Here is a 19,547-nt window from a genome sequence, read left to right as displayed (position 1 = left end):
CCGTAGGGAAAAGGGTCAGGATGCTCTTGAGACAATATACCGCGCGAGCGCGCCGAGGGTCTCGGTCGGGAGCCCGGCGTCGGTGAGGGCCGTGATCGCGAGGGCCTGGTGCCGGGCCGCCTCCGCCCGCGCTCCCTCGACCCCCAGCAGCCCCACGTATGTCGACTTGGCGAGTTCGGCATCGCGCCCGGCGGTCTTGCCCAGCGCCTCGGTTGTCGCAGTGGCATCGAGGACGTCATCGGCCACCTGAAAGGCGAGCCCGATCTCCTCACCAAAGCGGCGCAAGGCGTCCAGCTGGGCGGTCGTGGCCCCCGCGGCGATCCCGCCGAGGACCAGGGCCGACCGGATCAGTGCCCCAGTCTTCCCTCGGTGTACCGCCATCAGCCCCGGGAGGTCCAACTGGCGGTTCTCCGCCTCGAGATCGAGCCACTGTCCGCCGACCATTCCTCGAATTCCGCCCGCCTCGAACAACTCCTCGGCGAGCGCCCGGCGCGCCTCGGCACCCAGCGCGAGGGACTCGGCCGCCTCCGCCAATGCCTCCGCGGCGACCGGCACGAGCAGGAACCCCACGCGGGTGGCTGTGGCCACATCGAAGGCACAGTGGGTGGTCGGCCGGCCCCGACGCATGGCGTCGTCGTCCATGCACGGGAGGTCGTCGTGCACCAGCGAGTAGGTGTGGACGATTTCGACGGCGGTGGCCACCTCGAGCACCGCCATCGCGTCGCCACCGACGGCACGCGCGGCGCTCAGGAGCAGCGCCGGTCGGACGCGTTTCCCGGGGCTGCGGAGGGCGTACGCGAGCGCCTCGCCGAGCTGGCCCGGCACTTCGCCGGCCATCCGCTCGGCCCAGGCCTCCAGGCGCGCATCGACGAGGCGTCGTGCCTCGTCGAGCACCCGCCGCGCCGTGTGGTCGGCCTGCTCAGCCATCAAGCGGTTCAAGCCGCAGGCCGCCGGACTGTTCCGAATCCTGGAGCACCTGCATCACACGCGCTTCGGCCACGGCGAGTCGCGACTGGGCGGTCTTGAGCCGCGTCACGCCCTCCTCGAAGAGCTGCAGCGCGGCCTCGAGGGCGAGATCGTCGTCTTCCAGCCGGCGGACAATTTCCTCGAGTCGGGCAAGGTCCTGACCCAGGGTCGGGGTATCGCTCATGCATCCTCCACGCGGGCGGCCACGGGGCCGTCGGCAACAGTCAGGGTGAATCGGGTACCGGGCGGCAGGTCGGCCTGTCGCCGCAGGACACGCCCGTCCGCGTCGCGCGCCATGGCATAGCCGCGCCCGAGGACCGCCAGCGGCGACAGGGCATCGAGCTGTCCGGCCAGACGGCCGACGCGTGCCCGATCACGGGCCACGCGGCGCTCCATCGCGGGTGTCAGCCGAGCCTGCAGCGCGGCGAGTCGCTCGCGTGGCACCCGGGCGTGCCGTTCGAGTGCCAGGGGCAGACGGCCCTGCACCTGCAACAGCCGACGCTCGGCACTCCGCAGCTGATCGAGCAGCGCACTTCCCATCCGGTCCCGGGTGCGATCGAGTCGTTGCTGCGCGGCGGTGACATGGCCCATCCCCTGGGCGGCGAGCGCCGCGCCGAGCCCATTGAGCCGGGCCTGCACCTCGCGACGATCCGGCAGCGCGAACTCCGCCGCCTGCGATGGCGTGGCCGCGCGAATATCGGCGACCAGGTCGGCGAGCGTGACATCGACCTCGTGCCCCACCGCGGAGATCACCGGCACCGGGCACGCGGCGATCGCACGGCAGACGCCCTCGTCATTGAAGGCCGCGAGATCCTCGCGCGCCCCGCCGCCTCGACCGATGATGCAACAGTCGATCGCCTCCAGTCGGGCCACCGTCGCCAGCGCGGCGACAAGCTCCCCGGGTGCGGCCTCGCCCTGCACCGCGCTGTTCACGACGAAGAGTTCGACCCCGGGCCAGCGCCGCGTCGCCACAGTGATGATGTCGTGGACGGCCGCGCCCGCGATCGAGGTGATGACGGCGATCCTGAGCGGGAAGCGCGGCAGTGGCCGCTTGCGTGCCGGGTCGAGGAGGCCGTCCTTGAGCAGCGCCTGCTTGGTGCGCTCGACCTGCTGTGCCGCCGCGCCGATGCCGGCGGCGGGGACGACGCGCGTCACGTTGAAGCGGAGGGAGGTGCGCTCTTCCCAGACATTCGGCGTGCCGAGCGCGAAGACCTCCTGCCCTTCCTCGAGCGGGCCGGTCAGCCGGGACGCCACGCCCTTCCACAGCGTGCAATCGACCTTCGCGGCTTCGTCGCGCAGGCCGAAGTACCAGTGGCCGCTCGGATAGCGTTTCACGCCGACCAGCTCACCGCGCACCCAGACCGGCTCCATCCCCTCCTCGACCTGGCGCTTGATGGCGCGGGCGAGTCGCGAGACCGACCAGGCCTCGTCGGGCGTGCTCACCAGGTCAGCGGCGCGGCCGTGGCCGCCTGCAGCGTATTGGAGAGCAGCATCGCGATCGTCATCGGCCCCACCCCACCCGGCACCGGCGTGATCGCCCCGGCCACTTCCGATACGGGCCCGAAATCGACGTCGCCGGCGACGCGGTAGCCGCGCGGGCGCGAGGCGTCATCCACCCGATTGATGCCAACGTCGATGATGGTCGCGCCCGGCTTCACCATGTCCGCGGTGACGAACTCGGCGCGACCGATCGCCACGACGAGAATGTCGGCGCTCCGGCAGATGGCGGGGAGATCGCGGCTGCGCGAGTGGGCGACGGTCACCGTCGCATCACCGCCGATGCCGGATTGGATGAGCAGGTTGGCCATCGGGCGACCGACGATCGTCGAACGACCGATGATGACCGCATGCGCGCCCTTCGTCTCGATGCCACTGCGGATGAGCATCTGCTGAATGCCCGAGGGCGTCGCCGGCTTCAGGGCGCCCGGGTCGCCAAGGACGAGCCGACCGACGTTGACCGGATGGAATCCGTCCACATCCTTCGCGGGGTCGATATGCCGGAGGACCTTGTCGGTGTCGATGTGCGGCGGGAGCGGCAGCTGAATCAGCATGCCGTGGATCGCCGGGTCGGCGTTGAGGCGATCGATGGTGGCGAAGAGTTCCGCTTCCGTTGTCTCGAGGGGAAGCACGATGGTCTCGGAGTGCATCCCCGCCTCCAGGCACGCCTTCCCCTTGGAGCGGACGTAGATCTGCGAGGCGGGATTCTCACCAACCAGCACCACGGCCAGCCCTGGGACAAGGCCGTTGCGCCGGAGCTCGGCGACACGGGCCGCCACTTCCCCACGAATGGCGGCCGCCATCGCGACGCCGTCCAGAAGGCGGGCGCTCACTTGGCCACGTCGGTGGCACGGGTCTCACGAATGACGGTCACGCGAATCTGTCCGGGGTATTGGAGTTCCTGTTCGATGCGCCTGGCGATGGTCTCCGAGAGGAGCTGCGCCGCGGCATCGTCGATCTTCTCGGGCTGCACGATCACCCGCACCTCACGCCCCGCTTGAATCACCGTGGTCTTCTCGACACCGGGATAGCCGCCGGCGATCTCCTCGAGCTTGGTGAGCCGCTTGACGTACGTCTCGAACGCCTCGCGCCGCGCACCCGGCCGTGATCCGCTGACCGAGTCCGACGCTTGCACCAGCACCGATTCGCTGCTGTCGTGCGGCACGTCGTCGTGGTGCGCCTCGATGCAGTTGAGCACGGCGGCCGATTCGCCATGGCGGCGGCAGACCTCGACGCCGAGCTGGACGTGGGTGCCCTCGTGCTCGTGGGTGAGGACCTTGCCGATGTCGTGGAGCAGGCCGCCGCGGCGCGCGAGGGCGACGTCGAGCTTGAGCTCGGCGGCCATCATCCCGGCGAGCCAGGCGACTTCCTTCGAGTGTTCGTAGAGGTTCTGGCCGTAGGAACTGCGGTAGCGCATCCGCCCGATGAGGCGGATCAACTCCGGATGCAGCCCGTGCACGCCGACGTCGTGCGCGGCACGCTCTCCCATCTCGACCAGCTGGGCATCGAGCTCGGTCTTCGCCTTGACGACGACTTCCTCGATGCGGCCCGGATGGATCCGGCCGTCGACGACGAGCGCGTCGAGCGCGCGCCGCGCGACCTCGCGACGCACCGGATCGAAGCAGGAGATCACCACGGTGTCCGGGGTGTCGTCGATAATGACATCAACGCCGGTGGCAAGCTCGAAGGCACGGATGTTCCGCCCCTCGCGCCCGATGATCCGGCCCTTCATCTCGTCGTTGGGGAGGGCGACCGCCGAGACGGTCGACTCGGCGGTGTGCTCGGCGGCGAGTCGCTGGGTGGTGATCGCGAGAATGCGCCGGGCATCCTTGTCCGCCTCGCGCTTGGCGCGCTCCCGGATCTCGCGACCGGCGGCAGCGGCCTGGGTCCGCGCCTCGTCCTCGACCTGTTGCCGGACCTCGCGGGCGGCGGCCTCGGCGCTGAGCCCGGCGACGCGCTCGAGCCGCTGCTGCACTTCGCCATGCAGCAGCGTCAACTCGGCTTGCCGGGCCATCAGCCCCTGTTCGCGCGCGGCGAACTCGCCGCGACGCTGTTCCACCGCCTTCTCCTCGGTGCGCAGCCGATCCTGCCGCTCCGCGACCTGGGCTTCGCGATCAGCCAGTCGACGCTCCGCCTTGTCGACCTCATCGCGGCGTCGGGCCGCCTCGCGCGCCGCCTCTTCCTTGATGGCGACTGCTTCCTCACGGGCCGCCACCACCTGGCGCTCGCGGGTCACCCCGGCGTCGCGCTCGGCGGCTGCCACCAGCTCCGCGGCGTCCTGTCGGGCCCGGTCGCCCAGCGCCCGCAAGGAGCGGGCACTGCGCGCGAGCACCATGTTCCAGAGGAACATCCCGATCGGAACGCCCACCACCAGACCGCCGACTGCGGCGATCATCAGCGTCGTATCCATCATTTATGCCCTCGACCGGTGCCAGGCGGCACCGGGCAGTGGTCACTCGGTCGCGCCCCCACGGGGGCCGCGCTTGGCAGGCGGCAGGAGACGCGTCAGGTCATCGGCCAGCGCCGTGATGCGGCTGGCCACTTCCCCGTCGGTACGACGGGCACGAAAGAGCTCGTCGGTCACGGCGAGCCCGGCAAGGATGGCGGCCTTGTGGGCCTCCAGGGTCGGCAGCATCGCCCGGATGCCGCGCAGCTTGTCATCGAGGTACGCGGCGACGTCGCGGGTGTATTCGGCGGGCAACTCGGAACGGACCACCAGTTCCTCGCCCCCGACCACCACGCGCACCGACTGCTTGGGGGCCTCGCTCACGAGCGTGCCTCCGACCCGAATTCCTGCTCGAGAAAGGCGAGCCGCTGCTGCAGCCGGACGACCATGTCGCGGGCACGGTCGACGCGCGCACGCAGGTCGAGGTTCTCGCGCTGCAGGTCGAGCGTGCGCGCCTGCATCCCGATCACCTGCTGCCCCGGCACCATGCCGTCCTGGGCCTTGAGTCCCTGCAGCTCCGCTTCCGCCTTGAGGCAGCGACGGCGCCATCCGGCCAACTCGTCGGTCAGGTGCCGGAGCACCCGATCGAGTTCGGCCAGTGCCGGCAGGTCAGGACGTACGTACGGTGACGTCAAGCTCGCGCTCCAGGGAAGTCCGCAGGCGGCCCATCGCCTGCTCCACATCGGCATCGGTCAGGGTGCGATCGGCGGCGCGGAAGACCAACCGCACCGCCACGCTGCGCCGACCGTCCGGAAGATTCTTGCCTCGGTACTCGTCCACGACTGCCACCGACGCGAGCGCATGGCGTTGCCCGCGCTGCAGCAGGAGGGTGGTCACCGCCTCGACGGCGCAGGCATCGGGAACGAGCAGTGCCAAATCGCGGGTGGCCGCCGGGAAGGCCGGGACCGGGATGAAGGGGAGCGCCGCGGCCACCGCCTGCGTCACCGTGATCTCCCCGCCGAAGAGCGGCGCGGCCCACGGCGGCGCATCGGCAACGAGCGGTCCGCAGTGCCCGACCACCGCACCGTCCGGACCCCGGGCAACCCACCGCCCCTCTTCAACTTGGACCCCAGCCGCCGGATGCGCCAGAGCCACCAATTGTTCGAACCGGGCTCTGGCATCCCACCGGTCCCACTGGGGCGCCTTCCCCCCGTCGGTCCAGTGCATCGGGTGCCGTGCCCCGGTCAGGACGAACGCCGCGTGCATCGCCTCGGCTGGCCGGTCACCGGCCGGCCCCTTCGCGAAGACGGTCCCGACCTCGAAGAGGCGAACGTCGCCAGTCTGGAGGGCCCAGTTGGCCTCGACCTGCTGGACCAGCGCCGGAAGGAGGGCGTCGCGGAGCATCCCCTGCTCCGCCGAGAGCGGGTTGAGGAGGCGGACGGCGTCCGCGCCACCAGCCGCCACCATGGGCAGTGTCATGACCTCGGAGAAGCCGCTCGCCGCGAGTCCGCGACGGATGCGGGCGGCCGTTCCCCAGGCCGCATCGTCCTGGCGGGTGCCGGGGCGGAAGCCACGCAGGTCGGTCGGCAGCTGGTCGTAGCCATAGAGGCGCGCCACTTCCTCGATCAGGTCGATCTCGGTCGTCACGTCGGGACGCCAGCCAGGGACGTCGACCGCCATCCGGCCATCCTCGGGCTTCGCCACGACGGTGGCGCCCATCTTCACCAGCTGCTTCTCGATCGTGCCCCACGCCAGCTCAACCCCGAGTACCTGCGCCACGCGCGCCGGACGGAGGAAGATCCGCGGCGGATGCGACGGCACCGGGAAGACATCAACCGTGGGGCCATCGAGCGTGCCGCCCGCGACCGTCACCAACATCCGAATGGCACGGCGGAACGCATCGACCGCGCCCCAGCGATCGGTGCCGCGCTCGAAGCGCTGCGAGGCATCGGTCGAGAGGTTGGCGGCACGCCGCGCCGCCCGCACGCGGGACGGATCGAACCAGGCGCACTCGAGGAAGATGTCGGTGGTGGCATCGGTGACTTCGGTGTCGTGGCCACCCATCACGCCGGCGATGCCGATCGCCCGCTCCGCATCGGCGATCATCAGCGAGCCTGCTGCCACCGTGCGGGTGACGCCATCGAGGGTGACCAGCGACTCCCCCTCACGCGCTCCGCGCACGATCAACGCCGGACCGCGCAGCGTCGCGGCGTCATAGGCATGCATCGGCTGGTTGAGCTCGAGCATGACATAGTTGGTGACGTCGACGACGTTGTTGATGGAGCGGACGCCCGCGCCTTCGAGCCGCTGCTGCAGCCACGCCGGCGAGGGGCCAACCTTCACGCCCCGAATCACGGCGGCGAAGAAGCGACCACAGCCATGGTCGGCGATCGCGAGCTTCACGCCGCCGACCTGCACCTGGTCGGTATAGCGGCCCGGCACCGGCAAGTCGAGCTCCACCTCGCCGGGCACTTCGGGCAACCGATAGGGCACGCCGTACGACGCGGCGAGTTCGCGCGCGACGCCCTTGTGGCCGAGCAGGTCGGGGCGGTTCGGCGTCACGTCGACGTCGAGGCGATCGTCGCCGCTGTCGTGCAGGATCTCGAGCAACCGCGTCCCCGGGGCCGCGTCCGTGTCGAGCGTCATGAGGCCGTCGTGATCCTGGCCGAGGCCGAGCTCGCGCGCCGAGCAGAGCATCCCCTCGGAGGCCTCGCCGCGCAGCTTCCGCTTCTCGATCAGCATGCCACCAGGCATCACGGTGCCGAGGCGTGCGAACGGGTACTTCTTTCCGGCCGTCACATTCGGGGCGCCGCAAACCACCTGGAAGATCGTCCCACTGCCATCATCGACCGTCGTGACGCGGAGCTTGTCGGCGTTCGGGTGCGGGCGCACGTCGGTGACGAGTGCCACGACGAACGGCGTGAGGTCGGCACCGATCGGTTCGATCGCGTCGACCGGCGCGCCGAGCATGCCGAGGCGGGCGGCAATGTCCTTGGCGTCGAGAGGCTGGCGGAGGAAGGCCTCCAGCCAGCGGCGCGAGATCTTCATCGGCCGATCCCCCCGAACTGCGAGAGCACGCGCATGTCGCCGCCGTAGAGCAGGCGGATGTCGGGCAGGCCGTAGCGCTGCATGGCAATGCGCTGCGGGCCCATGCCGAAGGCGAAGCCGGTCCAGCGCTCGGGGTCGAGGCCAACGCCGCGCAGGACGTTCTCGTGCACCATGCCGCAGCCGAGGATCTCCATCCAACCGGTCCCCTTGCACGCGGCGCAGCCGGCGCCATCACAGAGGCGGCAGCCGACATCCATCTCGGCCGACGGTTCCGTGAACGGGAAGAACGACGGCCGGAAGCGGACGCGCGTGTCGGGCCCGAGGAAGCGCTGCGCGAAGTGCGTCAGCGTCGCCTTGAGATCGACGAAGGTGATGCCCTCGTCGACGGCGAGGCCTTCGATCTGCGAGAAGGCCGGGGCGTGCGACGGATCGAACGGGTCGTTGCGGTAGACGATGCCGGGGATCACGACGCGATACGGCGGCGGGCCATCCTGCATCACGCGGATCTGCACCGGCGAGGTGTGGGTGCGCAACAGCATCCGCTCGCCCACCGGGCGCGGCGCGCCCTCGGGATCGAGGTAGAGCGTGTCGTGCATGTCCATCGCCGGATGATCGGGCGGGAAGTTCAGCATCCCGAAGTTGTGCTGCTCATCCTCGGCCTCGGGGCCGAGTGCCACGGCGAAGCCCAAGCCGCGGAAGATCTCGACGATCTCGTCGACCACGACGGTCACCGGATGCAGCGTGCCGGGCCACTGCGCGCGGCCCGGCATGGTGAGGTCGACATCGCGCGAGGCGAGCGAGGCGGTGGCGGCGGCGAGCTCGGTGCGGCGCGCCTCGACGGCGGCTTCGAGCTCGACCTTGAGGCGATTGAGGGCGCCACCCACGGCGCGCTTCTCCTCGAGCGGAAGCGCGGCGAGCCCCTTCAGGAGCGCGGTGACCTCGCCCGCCTTGCGGCCGAGCAGGGCGGTCGCTTCGGCCTCGAGGGCGTCGGCGGCGAGCGTGGGGATGGCGGCAAGCCGCGCCCGAAGGGGCGCGAGCGACGGATGATCAGGCGACTCGGACACGACGACTCCGGACGACGATGGCGGCGGAAAGCGACAGCGGGGCCGCCCGTGCAGCGACGGCCGGCCCCGCGGGCGAAGTGCGTGGCAGGGCGGCTCAGGCCGCCTGGTGCGCCTTCGCCATTTCGGCCAGCTTCGCAAACGCGTCGGCATCGTTCACGGCGAGGTCGGCGAGGACCTTGCGGTTCACCTCGACGCCGGCGGCCTTGAGGCCCGCCATCAACCGCGAGTACGAAATGTCGTGCATGCGCGCGGCGGCGCCGATGCGGACGATCCAGAGGCGGCGGAAGTCGCCCTTCTTCTTGCGGCGGTCGCGGTAGGCGTACGCCAGGCCCCGCTCGACGTTCTCCTTCGCGGCCTTGTACAGCTTGCTGCGCGATCCGAAGCCACCCTTGGCGGCTTCCATGATCTTCTTCTTGCGAGCGTGGTGGGCAACACCATTCTTGACGCGTGACATGGGCTATCTCCTCAGGCCTGAAGCAGCTTGATGGTGCGCGGGTAGTCCGCCGAGGACACCAGCGCCGCCTTGCCGAGCTGGTTCTTCCGCTTCTGGGTCTTCTTGGTCAGGATGTGGCGCTTGTTGGCGCGGGAGCGCTTGATCTTGCCCGTGCCCGTGATCGTGAAGCGCTTCATCGCGGCGCGCTTGGTCTTCTGCTTCGGCATGTCGTAACTCTCCAGTGATTCCAGCAGGGTCCGACGCCTTACTTCGGCGCGAGGACCATGATCATGTTGCGGCCGTCGAGCTTCGCTTCCTGCTCAACCTTGCCGATGTCGACCAGGGCGGCGGCGACGCGGTCGAGGACCGCCTTGCCGAGCTCGGTGTGGGCGATCTGCCGCCCACGGAACATCATGGTGACCTTGACCTTGTTGCCCTCGCCGAGGAACTCGCGGGCGTGCCGGGTCTTGAAGTCGAAGTCGTGGTCGTCAATGCCCGGCCGGTACTTCACTTCCTTCAGGTGGATCACGTGCTGCTTCTTCTTGGCCGCACGGGCCGCCTTGGCCTCTTCAAACTTGAACTTGCCGTAGTCCATGATCTTGACGACGGGCGGGCGAGCCATCGGGGCAACCTCGACCAGGTCGAGGCCCCGCTCTGCGGCAGCCGCGAGCGCTTCCTCGATCGGCAGCACTCCGAGCTGTTCGCCCTCACCCGTCACCACCCGCACCGGCGAAATCCGAATTTGCCGGTTGACCCGCACGCGACGTTCACGATCGAAGCTGGACAGTGGCAGTTCCTCCCCACAGGACAAAAAACGGACACCCCACCGAGGCGGGGTGTCCGAAGAGTTGCACCGCGGCCCCGTGGGACCGGATGCTTATGTCTCCTCAGACCGCGTCGCCATGTCCTTCGGCTCGGGGTGGGACGGATCTCCCGTCCTCTTGCGATGGGGGGAACCTAGTGGACCGGCCCTCCCCGGTCAAGGGGGTGCCGTTCCGTGGTGGAACATATGGCCGATACCCCTCCCCGGCAGGTCTGCCGACACCAGGCGGGGCCTACTTCTTCGAGGCGTCGCCGATCATGGCGCCGCCGACGGCGCGCCACCATCCGCTCCGCCAGCTCCGTCCCCTTCTCCCCCGACACCATCCGCCCACCCACCGTGTCGGCGTCGTGCTCGAAGACGACCCGCCACCCCTCGGCCATGCCGCGGTAGTAGAGCGCCCGCTTGCTCTCGAGGGTGCGGAGCGGCTCCACGTCGTACCCCATGATCCACGGCAGCGGCAGGTGGTGCGCCGTCGGCACCGTGTCGGCCGGGAAGAGGAGCCCCTCCCCCGCGCTCTCGAGCAGCACCGCCATGTGCCACGGCGTGTGCCCAGGGGTGACCATCACGCGGACGCCAGGGACGATCGTGCCCGCGGGGCCGTCGATCATCTGCATCTGCCCCGACTCGATCAGCGGCGCGTAGTTGTGCGGGAAGTAGCTCGCCGTGGTCCGCTCGTTGGCGTGCGCGGCGTAGGCGTACTCGCGCCGATGCGCCACGTACCGCGCGTTCGCGAAGGTCGGCTGCACCCGCCGCTCGGCGTCATCCGGCGCGATGAAGGTGTTGCCGCCGGCATGGTCGAAGTGCAGGTGCGTCGAGACGACGACCTTCACATCCTCCGGCTTGTGCCCGAGTTCCGCGAGCGCATCCTCGAGTGCCGTGCGGCCGTCGGCCCCCGCGTTCTCGATGCCGTAGATGTCGAGGAACTTCTGCGTCTCCTTGTTGCCGAGTCCGCTGTCGACGAGGACGAGGCCGTCGTCGTGCTCGATCAGCAGCGTGCGCATCGCCAGGCGGATCCGGTTGCGGGCGTCCGGCGCAATGCGCTTTTCCCAGAGCGGCTTCGGCACGACGCCGAACATCGCGCCGCCATCGAGATGCTGGATGCCGGCCTCGAGCGCGTGCACCCGGAGCTTGCCGACTTGCATGGTGGTGACGCGGCTCACTGCGGCAACTCGGCCACCGGCGTGCGATGCATCGTCTCGAGGTCGTGCAGCGTGCGGACACCCTTCTCGGCAGCGGCGCCCAGCAGCTTCTCGAGCAGCATCCCGGTGACGATCGCATCGCCGGCGGCACGGTGGCGCGCGGTGAATTCCATCCCGAAGCGCGCGGCGAGCGAGCCGAGCGAGTACGACGGCTCGTGCCGATAGAGCCGCCGCGCGAGTCGCACGGTGCAGAGGCGCGGGCCGTCGAGCGCGAGGTCGCGCGCGCGCTTCACCTCGGCGCCGACGAAGCCCCAGTCGAAGCGCGCGTTGTGCGCCACGAAGACACGGCCGGCGAGCGCATCGACCACCTGGTCGGCAATGTCGCGGAACGCGGGCGCACCCTGCACCATCGCGTCGGTGATGCCGGTGAGCTCCTGGATGCGGCCCGGAATCGAGCGCCCCGGATTCACCAGTGAATCGAACACGACCTCGCGGCGAGCGCCCTGCACCACCACCACCGCAATCTCGGTGATCCGGTCATCGCCGACGGGCTGCATGCCTGTGGTCTCGACGTCGACCACGGCGAAGGCGCACTCGTCGAGCAGTGGGGAACCCTGCGCTGCGGCGAGCAGCGCCCAGCGGCCGTCGGGTTGCTGCCGCACGCGCGGGTCGGCGCCGAGGAGCGCGGTGGCGAGGCGATCGGCAACGGCACGCGGCGCATTCGGCAGCCCCAGCACCTGCACCGCCAACTGCTCCGCATCGACAGGGCCGTCGGCGAGCAGCAGCAGGGCGCGATCGACCAGCGTCCCCGACGGCACCGCCGAGAGCCCGCTCACGCGCGCCGCGCATCCACCGCGCGATGCGCGATGGCGTAGGAGAGCGTCTCGAGTTCGACGGCGAGGTTCACGTTCTTCACTTCGACTCCCTCGGGGACATGCAGCTGCACGGGGGCAAAGTTCAGGATCGCGGTGACGCCGGCCTTCACGAGTCGATCGACCAGCGCCTGGGCCGGATCGGCCGGGGTCACCAGGACGGCCAGATCGACGCGCTCGTCGCGGACCACCTGCTCGAGGTGCGCCACGTTCTGCACCGGAATATCACCCCACGACTGCCCGATCTTGGCGGGGTCCTTCTCGAGGACGGCGACGATGTCGAAACCGCGAGCGCCGAATCCGGAATACTGAACCAGGGCGCTGGCCAGCCGCCCTGCCCCGATCATCATGACCCGGTAGCGGCGGGTGAGGCCGAGGATCTCGCGCAGCTCGCTCGCCAAGGCGTGGACATCATAGCCCAGCCCCCGCTTCCCGAAGGAACCGAAAAACGAGAGATCCTTCCGAACTTGTGCGGAGGTGGTGCCGGCGCGGTGCGCCAGGGCCTCGGAGGAGAGGGTGTCCGCTCCCTGTTCCGCGAATTCCTCGAGGAAGCGCAGGTAGATCGCGAGGCGGCGAACGGTGGAGTCGGCGATCTTGCGCTGGAGCATTTGTGAAATGTTTCACGAGCCCGGGGGCGGGGCAACCCCGGAACGGAAACGGCCGGCCCAGAGGGGCCGGCCGCCGCCGTGTCCGAGCGCCCGCTCACCCCTCAGCGCGGCCAGAGCCAGCCGAAGACGCCGGCGGTCACCGCCCCGTACAGCAGGGCGTCGAAGGTGGCCTTGGCGGCCAACCCGACGCCGCGGTGGTACCAGATGGTGATCGGCCACGCGCCCGCCCCGTAGGCAACGAAGGCGGTGGTGCCGGCGAAGCGGAAGGCCTGCAGATAGTCGGCCCCGACCGGCAACGCCCGCGAGGTGACATAGGCGCAAATGGTCGAGACCACCAGCAGGAAGAGAAACCACTGGGCGAAGGTCGGCCCCATCAGGAAGGGCTGGTTCTTCATGACGGTCAGCGACATGACCGGCCCCTGGCGCAACTTCTCCGTGAAGTCCGGGGAGCCCATGTCCTTCATGTCCGCGGCCCGCGGCAGCATGTAGTCGCCGGGTGGAATCGCAAACGGCCGCAGCGCCGCCATCACCCGGTCCTGATCGGGGACCGCCGGATAGTCGCCCTTGTGCCAGGGGAAGACGGTGTGGACCATGCTGGAGAGGAGGAAGACGGCGACGGCGGAGAGGACGATCGGCAGCCAGAGGGAGGCGATGGTCACCATGAGGGGCTCCAGGAGGGGGGAGGACGGTGAGCGCCGACGATAACGCCGGATTCCCTCCCCCGACAGGGGCCTACCAGTCGACCGAGCGGTAGTCCTTGAGGAACTGTCCCCACACATGGTCGCCCGTGTTCATCCCCGCGATGATCGGATCGACGATGCGGGCCGCACCATCGATGATGTCGAGCGGCGGGTGGAAGCGGTGCTCCGCCGTCTTGGCCGCCGCGAGCTCCACCGGATCCTCGTCGGTCACCCAGCCGGTGTCGACCGAGTTCATGTGGATCCCGTCCTTCTGATAGTCTGCCGCCGCCGTGCGCGTCATCATGTTGAGGGCGGCCTTCGCCATGTTCGTGTGCGGATGACGCGTGGTCTTGAAGCGGCGATAGAACTGCCCCTCGACGGCCGAGACATTGACGATGTGCTTGTCCCGATTCGGCGTGCGGTTCATCAGCGGGCGCAGCCTGGCATTGAGCACGAACGGTGCGACGGCATTGACGAGCTGCACTTCGAGCAACTCCACCGTCGACACTTCATGCAGATGCAAGCGCCATGAGTTCCGGCCGCGCAGGTCGACCTGCTGCATGTCGATGTCGAGCTCCCCTTCCGGGAAGAGATGCGACTGGCCCAACAGCTCCTCGGCGAGGAGCGGCACCTGCGAGAGCGCGGCGGCGTGCGTGAGCCCCGGCACCTCGGTCAGGAGCTCGTTGATCTTCGGCAGCCCGTCGCTCGAGGCCGCAATGGCATTGGCCTCGCGCATCCCTTCGAGCGGATGCAACAGCTTGCGCGCCGCCGGCGGCAACTCCTTCAGCGAGCCGAGCTCCGCCGCCATCATATGGCGATAGAAATCGGGCGGACGCCGCACGGTCTGGCAGGCGTTGCTGATGATGTAGTCCAGCCGGTCGGTCTCGGTGATGAGCCGATGACAGAGCGCCTCGACGCTCGGCGTGTGCCGCAGGTCGAGCCCGACGATCTCGAGGCGGTCGCTCCAGTCGCCGAAGTCCGGCTCCTTCGCATAGCGCATCGCCGAGTCGCGCGGGAAGCGCGTGGTGACAATCAGCCGGGCGCCGGCGCGCAGCATCTTGAGGCCGGCCTGGTAGCCGATCTTCACGCGGCCACCCGTGAGCAGCGCGACGCGCCCGCTCAGGTCGGCCAGCTCACTCCGCTTGACGAAGTTGAACTCGGCGCAGGTCGGGCAGAGCTGATCGTAGAAGTGATGGACCGCGGTGTAGTCCTGCTTGCAGACGTAGCAGTTCTGCGGCTGGATCGCCTCGCGGAAGTCGGGATCGTCCTCGACCTCTTCCGGCTCGACCGGATTTGCCAGGAAGTAGTTCGGGGTCGCCACGCCGGGGCGGGTCCGCAACTGCCGGATCCCGGTGCTGCCCAGCACCGACTCTTCGATGTGGACCTTCTCCGCCTTCCGCTTCCGTGCCGCGGCCTTGACCAACTGCCGGCGCGAGAAGGCGTCGGGGGCGTAGACCTTGGCCGCGGCATTCAGGAGCCGATGCCGCACGTCGTCGGTCAGGTGGACCAGGACGGCGCGGTCGGCCACGATCGCCTCGAGGATGTCGGCGGCCTCGGCGATCTTGGCGAGCTGCTCGGGGCTGGGGGCCTCCGGCGAGGTGAAGTCTGGGGTCGTCATGGGGGACAGACTAACCGAGCCGCCGGGGAAGGCAAAGGGCACCGGGCGGCGATAGCTTTGAGCCATTCCACCACGGAGTCCGCCTGATGTCCACCGATCCGACTTGCCTGACCCGCGATGCCGCGGTCCGGCAGGCCTACAGCGCCGATGCCTCGGGGCTGACCATGCTCCCCGACGCCGTGGCCCGGCCCGCCTCGGCCGCCGAGGTCGTGGAGGTCATGCGCCAGGCGTCGGCCGACGGGACGCCGGTGACGCCGGCGGGGGGCCAGAGCAGCATGACGGGCGGCTCGATCACGGACCGGGGGACGCTGCTCTCCCTCCGTGGGATGGCGAAGATCCTCGACATCGATCCGGTGCGGCGGACGGCCCGGGTCGAACCCGGGATCCTGGTGGGCGATCTGAAGCGGGCGCTGGCCGCGGAGGGGCTCCTCTTCGCGATCGACCCGACCTCGGAGGAGGAGGCGGCGCTCGGAGGGTCGATCGCCTGCAATGCCTCGGGTGCCAGGTCCCTTCGCTACGGCGCCACGCGGCGGCACATCAGCGGGTTGAGCGTCGTGTTGCCGAGCGGCGAGCAGATCGAGATCTCGCGGACACGGCTCGAGAAGAACACCGTCGGCTACGCCGCCATCCATGACCCGATCGACTGGTTCATCGGCAGCGAAGGAACGCTTGGTGTCGTGGTCGCCGCCGAGCTGTCGCTCCTGCCGCTGCCCGAACGGGTCACGGGCATCGGCTTTCCCTTCCCCGGCGATCGCGAGGCCCTGGCGTTCGTGGTGGCCGCGCGCGAGGCGATGGCGCTCGGTACGATCGCGCCGCGCTGCCTCGAGTTTCTCGACGTCGAGGCGCTGCGGATCATCCGCAACGAGGACGGCGGCCAGGGACACGCTGGCAACGCCTTCGTCTACACCGAGGAGGAATCGCGCGGCGACGCGACCCCCGACTTCGACGAGTGGCTCTCGCTTGCCGAGCTGCACGGGGCGCTGGTCAACGACGTCCTCGTCTTCGACGACGACGCCAAGATCCGCACGGCGCGGCTACTCCGCCACGCCGTGCCCGCCACGATGCTCGAGCGCGGCAACGCCTTCGCCGCGCAGGGTGGCCGGCGCATCGCGACCGACTGGGCCGTCCCCTATCCGCGGCTCGCCGAGGCGATCGGGATCGCTCGCGCCGCGGTGGCCGAGCATGGCGTGACCGTGCCGACGATCTACGGGCACGCCGGCAACGGCCATCCGCACATGGACTTCGTGGCGCGGAACGGCGAGCAGGTGCACGCCATCGAAGAGACCATCGCGGCAATCCTCCGCCCGATCCTCGCGATGGGCGGGACGGTGGCCGCCGAGCATGGCATCGGGAAGATCAAGCATCGCTGGATGGGGATGCAGCTCAGCGCACAACAGCGGGCGGTGATGCAGGGGATCAAGCAGGCGCTGGATCCGCAGGGGTTGATGGCGCCGGGGAATATTTTCTAGTTGTTGGACATGAGTCGTTGGTCGTTAGAGAGTGTCATCCTGAGCGAGGCGCCGTAGGTCGCGAAGTCGAAGGACCTCTTTCCGCAACGCACGGCGAAGGTCCTTCGACTGCGCCCGCTTCGCGGGCTTCGCTCAGGATGACATGCCTAACGACCAACGACTAACGACCTAACGACCCCCAGCAACCTCACCCACTCCTCCACCCCCACCACCTCAGGCCGCACATCCGGCGAGATCCCGGCGGCCTCCAGTTGCGCGGCGGCCGTCTCGGCGTCCACGCCCGTCGCCTCGCGCAGGGCGCGCTGCATCCGCTTCCGCCGGTAGGAGAAGAGCGAAGTCACCAGCCTCCGGAAGGCGGGGACCTGGTCGCCGGCGACAAGCGGGACGGCGCGCGGTATGAGGTGGAGCACCGCCGAGTCCACCTTGGGAGGCGGCGTGAAGGCGCCGCGACCGACGACGAAGCCGCGGTGGGCGGCGGCGACAGCCTGGATGCCGATCGAGAGCGCGCCGAAGTCGTCGTGGCCGGCCGGCGCCACGACACGGTCGGCGACTTCCTTCTGCACCAGGTACGTGACCGACGCGGGAAACGGCGCGGTGAGCGCCTTCTCGAGCAGCGGCGAGGTGATGTAGTACGGGATGTTGCCGACCACACGCCACCGCCGGCCGAGTGCCACCCACGGCGCCACCAGCGCGTGCCAGTCCATCTCGAGCGCATCGCCATTCACGACGATGAAGTCGCGGCCGGCGAACTGCCGCTCGAGGCCGGTGAGCATCCGGGCGTCGCGCTCGATCGCGACCACCGTCGCCCCCGTGTCGAGCAGCGCCGTCGTGAGCGCCCCGGGACCTGGCCCGATTTCGAGCACCACGTCGCCCGCCCCCGACTCACTCGCCGCGGCAATCTTGGCGAGCAGCTCGGGATTGGTGAGGAAGTGCTGCCCCAGTGACTTGTCGGCGCGTACTCTCACATGCGCAACACAAGGAGGGTGCAGTCGTCGGTCGGTGCCCCGCCCCACTCCATGACGTCATCCATCACCGCGCGCACCAACTGCTCCGGCGTCCGGCCACGGCCCTCCTCGAGCTGCGCGATGATCCGCGCCTCGCCGTAGCGTTCCCCCTCGGCGTTGGGCTGATCGATCAAGCCGTCGGTGAAGAGCACCAGCGTGTCGGCGGCGAAGTGCCACGGCACCACGCGCCGACCGAAGCGGGATTCGTCCACCAACCCGAGCGGCGGCGCCGTCGGCGCGAGCCGTTCGGCCGGGCCGAAGCGCGGCAGGCGATACGCGTAGGGATGGCCGGCGTTGGTGTACGTCAGTCGACCCGCGGTCGGATCGAGCACCCCGTAGAAGGTGGTCAGGTACATCTCGGTGGTCGCGAGCTCGTCGGCGAGCGAGTCGCGCAACAGCCCGAGGGTCTCATCGGGCGGCGTCGTCGCGTTAGCGTAGATGCCCGCGGCGGCCATCACCTGCGCCGCGATCAGCGCCGCGGAGAAGCCGTGCGACGAGACGTCGCCGAGCATGACGCCGATGCGCCCGACGCCGAGACGCGAGAAGGTGTAGAAGTCGCCACCGAGCGACTCTGCGGCCCGCGACTCCACGGCGACATCGGCCTCGCCACGCAGCACGGCCGGTGTCGGCATCAGCTTGAGCTGGAGGTCGTGGGCCAGTTCGAGTTCCCGCTCGAGGCGCTGGCGCCCGTGCTCGGAGGCCACGAGGCGTGCATTCTCCAGCGCGGCCCCGATCTGCGTGGCCACGGCGGCGACGAGCTTGGTTTCCTCGCGCGTGAACGCGCCGCCGCCGCTCCGCTCTGCCAGGGCCAGCGTGCCGATGACGCGGCTCGCCTCGCCCGACGTGGCGTAGGTGATCGGCACGGCGAGGACCTCGCCCGGGACCCAGGTCGGTTGCACCCCGGTCTCGATCCGGCCCGAGCGGAACGCGCGGCAGACGATGATGTCCTGCTCGTCCACCGAGACCGCCGGCGGGACGGTCTCGTCCGTCACGCCGAGGGAGGCGACGGTGCTCAACATCCGCGTCTCGGCGTCGTAGATGCGCAGCGCCGCGCGGCGCGCGCCCACGACGGCGGTCACCTCGCGCAGAATCAGCGCGGCCACGTCGTCCACCGACCGCGCACGCCCCAGCAATTCGCCGATGGTGTAGAGGAGGTCAATCTCCTCGTATCGCGCCGCGAGCTCCCCGGTGAGCTCGACGGCATTCCGCTCGGCGTCCAGGATGACCTGGACGATCGGGAGCAGTCGCGCCGGGAGGTCGTCGTCGCGGTGCCCTTCCAGTGGCACCACTTCGAGGAACATCCCCGGCGACTCGGGCAGCGCCAGCCAGGCCGCCGCATCCTGCCCGGCGGTGCGGGGCGCACGCGGGGCCGTGGCGCCGGCGGCGGGACCCGCCAGCAGGCGCCATCGCTCACCGTCGAGTTGCCAGAGTCGCAGGGTGGCACCGGCCAGCGCGCCGAGCGGCGCGAGGGCCCCGCCGAGGTGGTTCAGCAGCGGGGCAGCGTCATCCAGATGGTGTTTCCTCGATCGTTGAAGGCGACGTGATCGGCGAGATGCCGGATCATGTAGAGGCCGCGGCCGGTGGTGCGCTCCAGCGCCTCGGGCGTGGTGGGGTCGGGGAGCGCCTCGGGATCGAAGCCGTCGCCCTCATCGGTGACGCCGATGATGACCTGCGTGGCGTGCAGCTCGATCTCGACGATGACACGGAGCGCGGGGTCGTTGCGGTTGCCGTAGAGCATCGCATTGGCAACGGCCTCGGCGACGACGGTGCAGACGCGAAAGTGTGCGCGGCCCGCCACCGGGTCGGGGCCGAAGCAGCACTCGGCAACGACCTCGACGAGGTGCCCCACCTGCGACACGTCGCTCGGCAGGACGACGCGATACCGCTCGCGATCGTCCGGTTCGGGACTGGGAAGGCGCGCAGCGATCAGCATCGGCCGA

At 69.8% G+C, this 19,547-nt stretch carries 21 protein-coding genes; 1 reads left to right on the top strand and 20 read right to left on the bottom strand.

Annotation, left to right across the window (positions count from 1 at the left end; translation table 11 throughout):
• Positions 1-15 precede the first annotated feature (15 nt).
• The 17 genes from IPG05_08455 to IPG05_08375 all read right to left on the bottom strand — a co-directional run bounded on the left by IPG05_08455 (position 16) and on the right by IPG05_08375 (position 15,134).
• Positions 16-927, bottom strand: a complete 912-nt coding sequence (locus tag IPG05_08455) for a polyprenyl synthetase family protein (protein ID MBK6495120.1) — start codon at positions 925-927, stop codon at positions 16-18.
• Entirely contained in the window at positions 920-1,150 is a 231-nt protein-coding gene (gene xseB / locus IPG05_08450; GenBank protein MBK6495119.1) for an exodeoxyribonuclease VII small subunit, read from the bottom strand. The genes IPG05_08455 and xseB overlap by 8 nt, the downstream gene beginning before the upstream one ends.
• Positions 1,147-2,409, bottom strand: coding sequence for an exodeoxyribonuclease VII large subunit (xseA, locus tag IPG05_08445; protein MBK6495118.1), 1,263 nt, complete (start codon positions 2,407-2,409; stop codon positions 1,147-1,149). Before xseA ends, xseB begins: the two co-directional genes overlap by 4 nt.
• Positions 2,406-3,296, bottom strand: a complete 891-nt coding sequence (locus IPG05_08440) for a bifunctional 5,10-methylene-tetrahydrofolate dehydrogenase/5,10-methylene-tetrahydrofolate cyclohydrolase (protein MBK6495117.1) — start codon at positions 3,294-3,296, stop codon at positions 2,406-2,408. Before IPG05_08440 ends, xseA begins: the two co-directional genes overlap by 4 nt.
• On the bottom strand, positions 3,293-4,876 hold the full coding sequence (gene rny / locus IPG05_08435) for a ribonuclease Y (GenBank protein ID MBK6495116.1): 1,584 nt from the start codon (positions 4,874-4,876) through the stop codon (positions 3,293-3,295). The genes IPG05_08440 and rny overlap by 4 nt, the downstream gene beginning before the upstream one ends.
• A gap of 39 nt (positions 4,877-4,915) precedes the next feature.
• On the bottom strand, positions 4,916-5,233 hold the full coding sequence (locus tag IPG05_08430) for a cell division protein ZapA (protein ID MBK6495115.1): 318 nt from the start codon (positions 5,231-5,233) through the stop codon (positions 4,916-4,918).
• Positions 5,230-5,544, bottom strand: coding sequence for a hypothetical protein (locus IPG05_08425; GenBank protein ID MBK6495114.1), 315 nt, complete (start codon positions 5,542-5,544; stop codon positions 5,230-5,232). Before IPG05_08425 ends, IPG05_08430 begins: the two co-directional genes overlap by 4 nt.
• Entirely contained in the window at positions 5,519-7,897 is a 2,379-nt protein-coding gene (locus IPG05_08420) for a phenylalanine--tRNA ligase subunit beta (GenBank protein ID MBK6495113.1), read from the bottom strand. The genes IPG05_08425 and IPG05_08420 overlap by 26 nt, the downstream gene beginning before the upstream one ends.
• Positions 7,894-9,111: a phenylalanine--tRNA ligase subunit alpha gene (pheS, locus tag IPG05_08415; GenBank protein ID MBK6495112.1), complete on the bottom strand. Its 1,218-nt coding sequence runs from the start codon at positions 9,109-9,111 to the stop codon at positions 7,894-7,896. Before pheS ends, IPG05_08420 begins: the two co-directional genes overlap by 4 nt.
• Positions 9,056-9,415: a 50S ribosomal protein L20 gene (rplT, locus tag IPG05_08410; protein MBK6495111.1), complete on the bottom strand. Its 360-nt coding sequence runs from the start codon at positions 9,413-9,415 to the stop codon at positions 9,056-9,058. Before rplT ends, pheS begins: the two co-directional genes overlap by 56 nt.
• Before the next feature lie 11 nt (positions 9,416-9,426).
• Positions 9,427-9,621, bottom strand: coding sequence for a 50S ribosomal protein L35 (rpmI, locus tag IPG05_08405; protein MBK6495110.1), 195 nt, complete (start codon positions 9,619-9,621; stop codon positions 9,427-9,429).
• 38 nt (positions 9,622-9,659) lie between these two features.
• On the bottom strand, positions 9,660-10,154 hold the full coding sequence (locus tag IPG05_08400) for a translation initiation factor IF-3 (GenBank protein ID MBK6495109.1): 495 nt from the start codon (positions 10,152-10,154) through the stop codon (positions 9,660-9,662).
• Positions 10,155-10,351: 197 nt separating this feature from the next.
• Positions 10,352-11,377, bottom strand: coding sequence for an MBL fold metallo-hydrolase (locus tag IPG05_08395; GenBank protein MBK6495108.1), 1,026 nt, complete (start codon positions 11,375-11,377; stop codon positions 10,352-10,354).
• Positions 11,374-12,192 carry a hypothetical protein gene (locus IPG05_08390; GenBank protein MBK6495107.1) on the bottom strand — a complete coding sequence of 273 codons (819 nt, stop codon included), beginning with the start codon at positions 12,190-12,192 and terminating at the stop codon, positions 11,374-11,376. Before IPG05_08390 ends, IPG05_08395 begins: the two co-directional genes overlap by 4 nt.
• The gene (locus IPG05_08385; protein MBK6495106.1) at positions 12,189-12,836 is read right to left on the bottom strand and encodes a redox-sensing transcriptional repressor Rex; all 648 of its coding nucleotides are present in this window, start codon (positions 12,834-12,836) and stop codon (positions 12,189-12,191) included. Before IPG05_08385 ends, IPG05_08390 begins: the two co-directional genes overlap by 4 nt.
• Positions 12,837-12,937: 101 nt before the next feature.
• A complete protein-coding gene (locus IPG05_08380; GenBank protein MBK6495105.1) occupies positions 12,938-13,495 on the bottom strand; it encodes a hypothetical protein in 558 nt (185 codons plus the stop codon).
• A gap of 73 nt (positions 13,496-13,568) precedes the next feature.
• Positions 13,569-15,134, bottom strand: coding sequence for an SDR family oxidoreductase (locus IPG05_08375; protein ID MBK6495104.1), 1,566 nt, complete (start codon positions 15,132-15,134; stop codon positions 13,569-13,571).
• 86 nt (positions 15,135-15,220) lie between these two features.
• On the opposite strand from IPG05_08375, the gene IPG05_08370 reads away from it, so the two are divergent.
• The gene (locus tag IPG05_08370) at positions 15,221-16,603 is read left to right on the top strand and encodes an FAD-binding oxidoreductase (GenBank protein MBK6495103.1); all 1,383 of its coding nucleotides are present in this window, start codon (positions 15,221-15,223) and stop codon (positions 16,601-16,603) included.
• Positions 16,604-16,749: 146 nt separating this feature from the next.
• On the opposite strand, the gene rsmA is transcribed toward IPG05_08370, so the two are convergent.
• From rsmA to IPG05_08355, 3 genes are all read right to left on the bottom strand, one after another.
• The gene (gene rsmA / locus IPG05_08365) at positions 16,750-17,568 is read right to left on the bottom strand and encodes a ribosomal RNA small subunit methyltransferase A (GenBank protein MBK6495102.1); all 819 of its coding nucleotides are present in this window, start codon (positions 17,566-17,568) and stop codon (positions 16,750-16,752) included.
• Positions 17,565-18,908 carry a SpoIIE family protein phosphatase gene (locus IPG05_08360; protein ID MBK6495101.1) on the bottom strand — a complete coding sequence of 448 codons (1,344 nt, stop codon included), beginning with the start codon at positions 18,906-18,908 and terminating at the stop codon, positions 17,565-17,567. The genes rsmA and IPG05_08360 overlap by 4 nt, the downstream gene beginning before the upstream one ends.
• Positions 18,909-19,093: 185 nt before the next feature.
• The gene (locus IPG05_08355; GenBank protein MBK6495100.1) at positions 19,094-19,540 is read right to left on the bottom strand and encodes an ATP-binding protein; all 447 of its coding nucleotides are present in this window, start codon (positions 19,538-19,540) and stop codon (positions 19,094-19,096) included.
• Between the last annotated feature and the right edge of the window lie 7 nt (positions 19,541-19,547).

The organism is Gemmatimonadota bacterium, assembly GCA_016704275.1.
GTDB lineage: Bacteria > Gemmatimonadota > Gemmatimonadetes > Gemmatimonadales > GWC2-71-9 > Palsa-1233.
The sequence above is the reverse complement of the archived record's forward strand: the minus strand, read 5'-3'. Positions and strand labels throughout refer to the sequence as shown.

Excerpts from the sequence above, each read along its gene's own strand:
- rny (MBK6495116.1), bottom strand. The coding sequence starts at position 4,876 with ATGATGGATACGACGCTGATGATCGCCGCAGTCGGCGGTCTGGTGGTG.
- IPG05_08375 (MBK6495104.1), bottom strand. The coding sequence starts at position 15,134 with ATGACGACCCCAGACTTCACCTCGCCGGAGGCCCCCAGCCCCGAGCAG.
- IPG05_08455 (MBK6495120.1), bottom strand. The coding sequence starts at position 927 with ATGGCTGAGCAGGCCGACCACACGGCGCGGCGGGTGCTCGACGAGGCA.
- xseB (MBK6495119.1), bottom strand. The coding sequence starts at position 1,150 with ATGAGCGATACCCCGACCCTGGGTCAGGACCTTGCCCGACTCGAGGAA.
- IPG05_08355 (MBK6495100.1), bottom strand. The coding sequence starts at position 19,540 with ATGCTGATCGCTGCGCGCCTTCCCAGTCCCGAACCGGACGATCGCGAG.
- IPG05_08370 (MBK6495103.1), top strand. The coding sequence starts at position 15,221 with ATGTCCACCGATCCGACTTGCCTGACCCGCGATGCCGCGGTCCGGCAG.
- IPG05_08360 (MBK6495101.1), bottom strand. The coding sequence starts at position 18,908 with ATGTTCCTCGAAGTGGTGCCACTGGAAGGGCACCGCGACGACGACCTC.
- IPG05_08420 (MBK6495113.1), bottom strand. The coding sequence starts at position 7,897 with ATGAAGATCTCGCGCCGCTGGCTGGAGGCCTTCCTCCGCCAGCCTCTC.
- IPG05_08385 (MBK6495106.1), bottom strand. The coding sequence starts at position 12,836 with ATGCTCCAGCGCAAGATCGCCGACTCCACCGTTCGCCGCCTCGCGATC.
- pheS (MBK6495112.1), bottom strand. The coding sequence starts at position 9,111 with ATGCCGACGCGTTTGCGAAGCTGGCCGAAATGGCGAAGGCGCACCAGG.
- rplT (MBK6495111.1), bottom strand. The coding sequence starts at position 9,415 with ATGTCACGCGTCAAGAATGGTGTTGCCCACCACGCTCGCAAGAAGAAG.
- rpmI (MBK6495110.1), bottom strand. The coding sequence starts at position 9,621 with ATGCCGAAGCAGAAGACCAAGCGCGCCGCGATGAAGCGCTTCACGATC.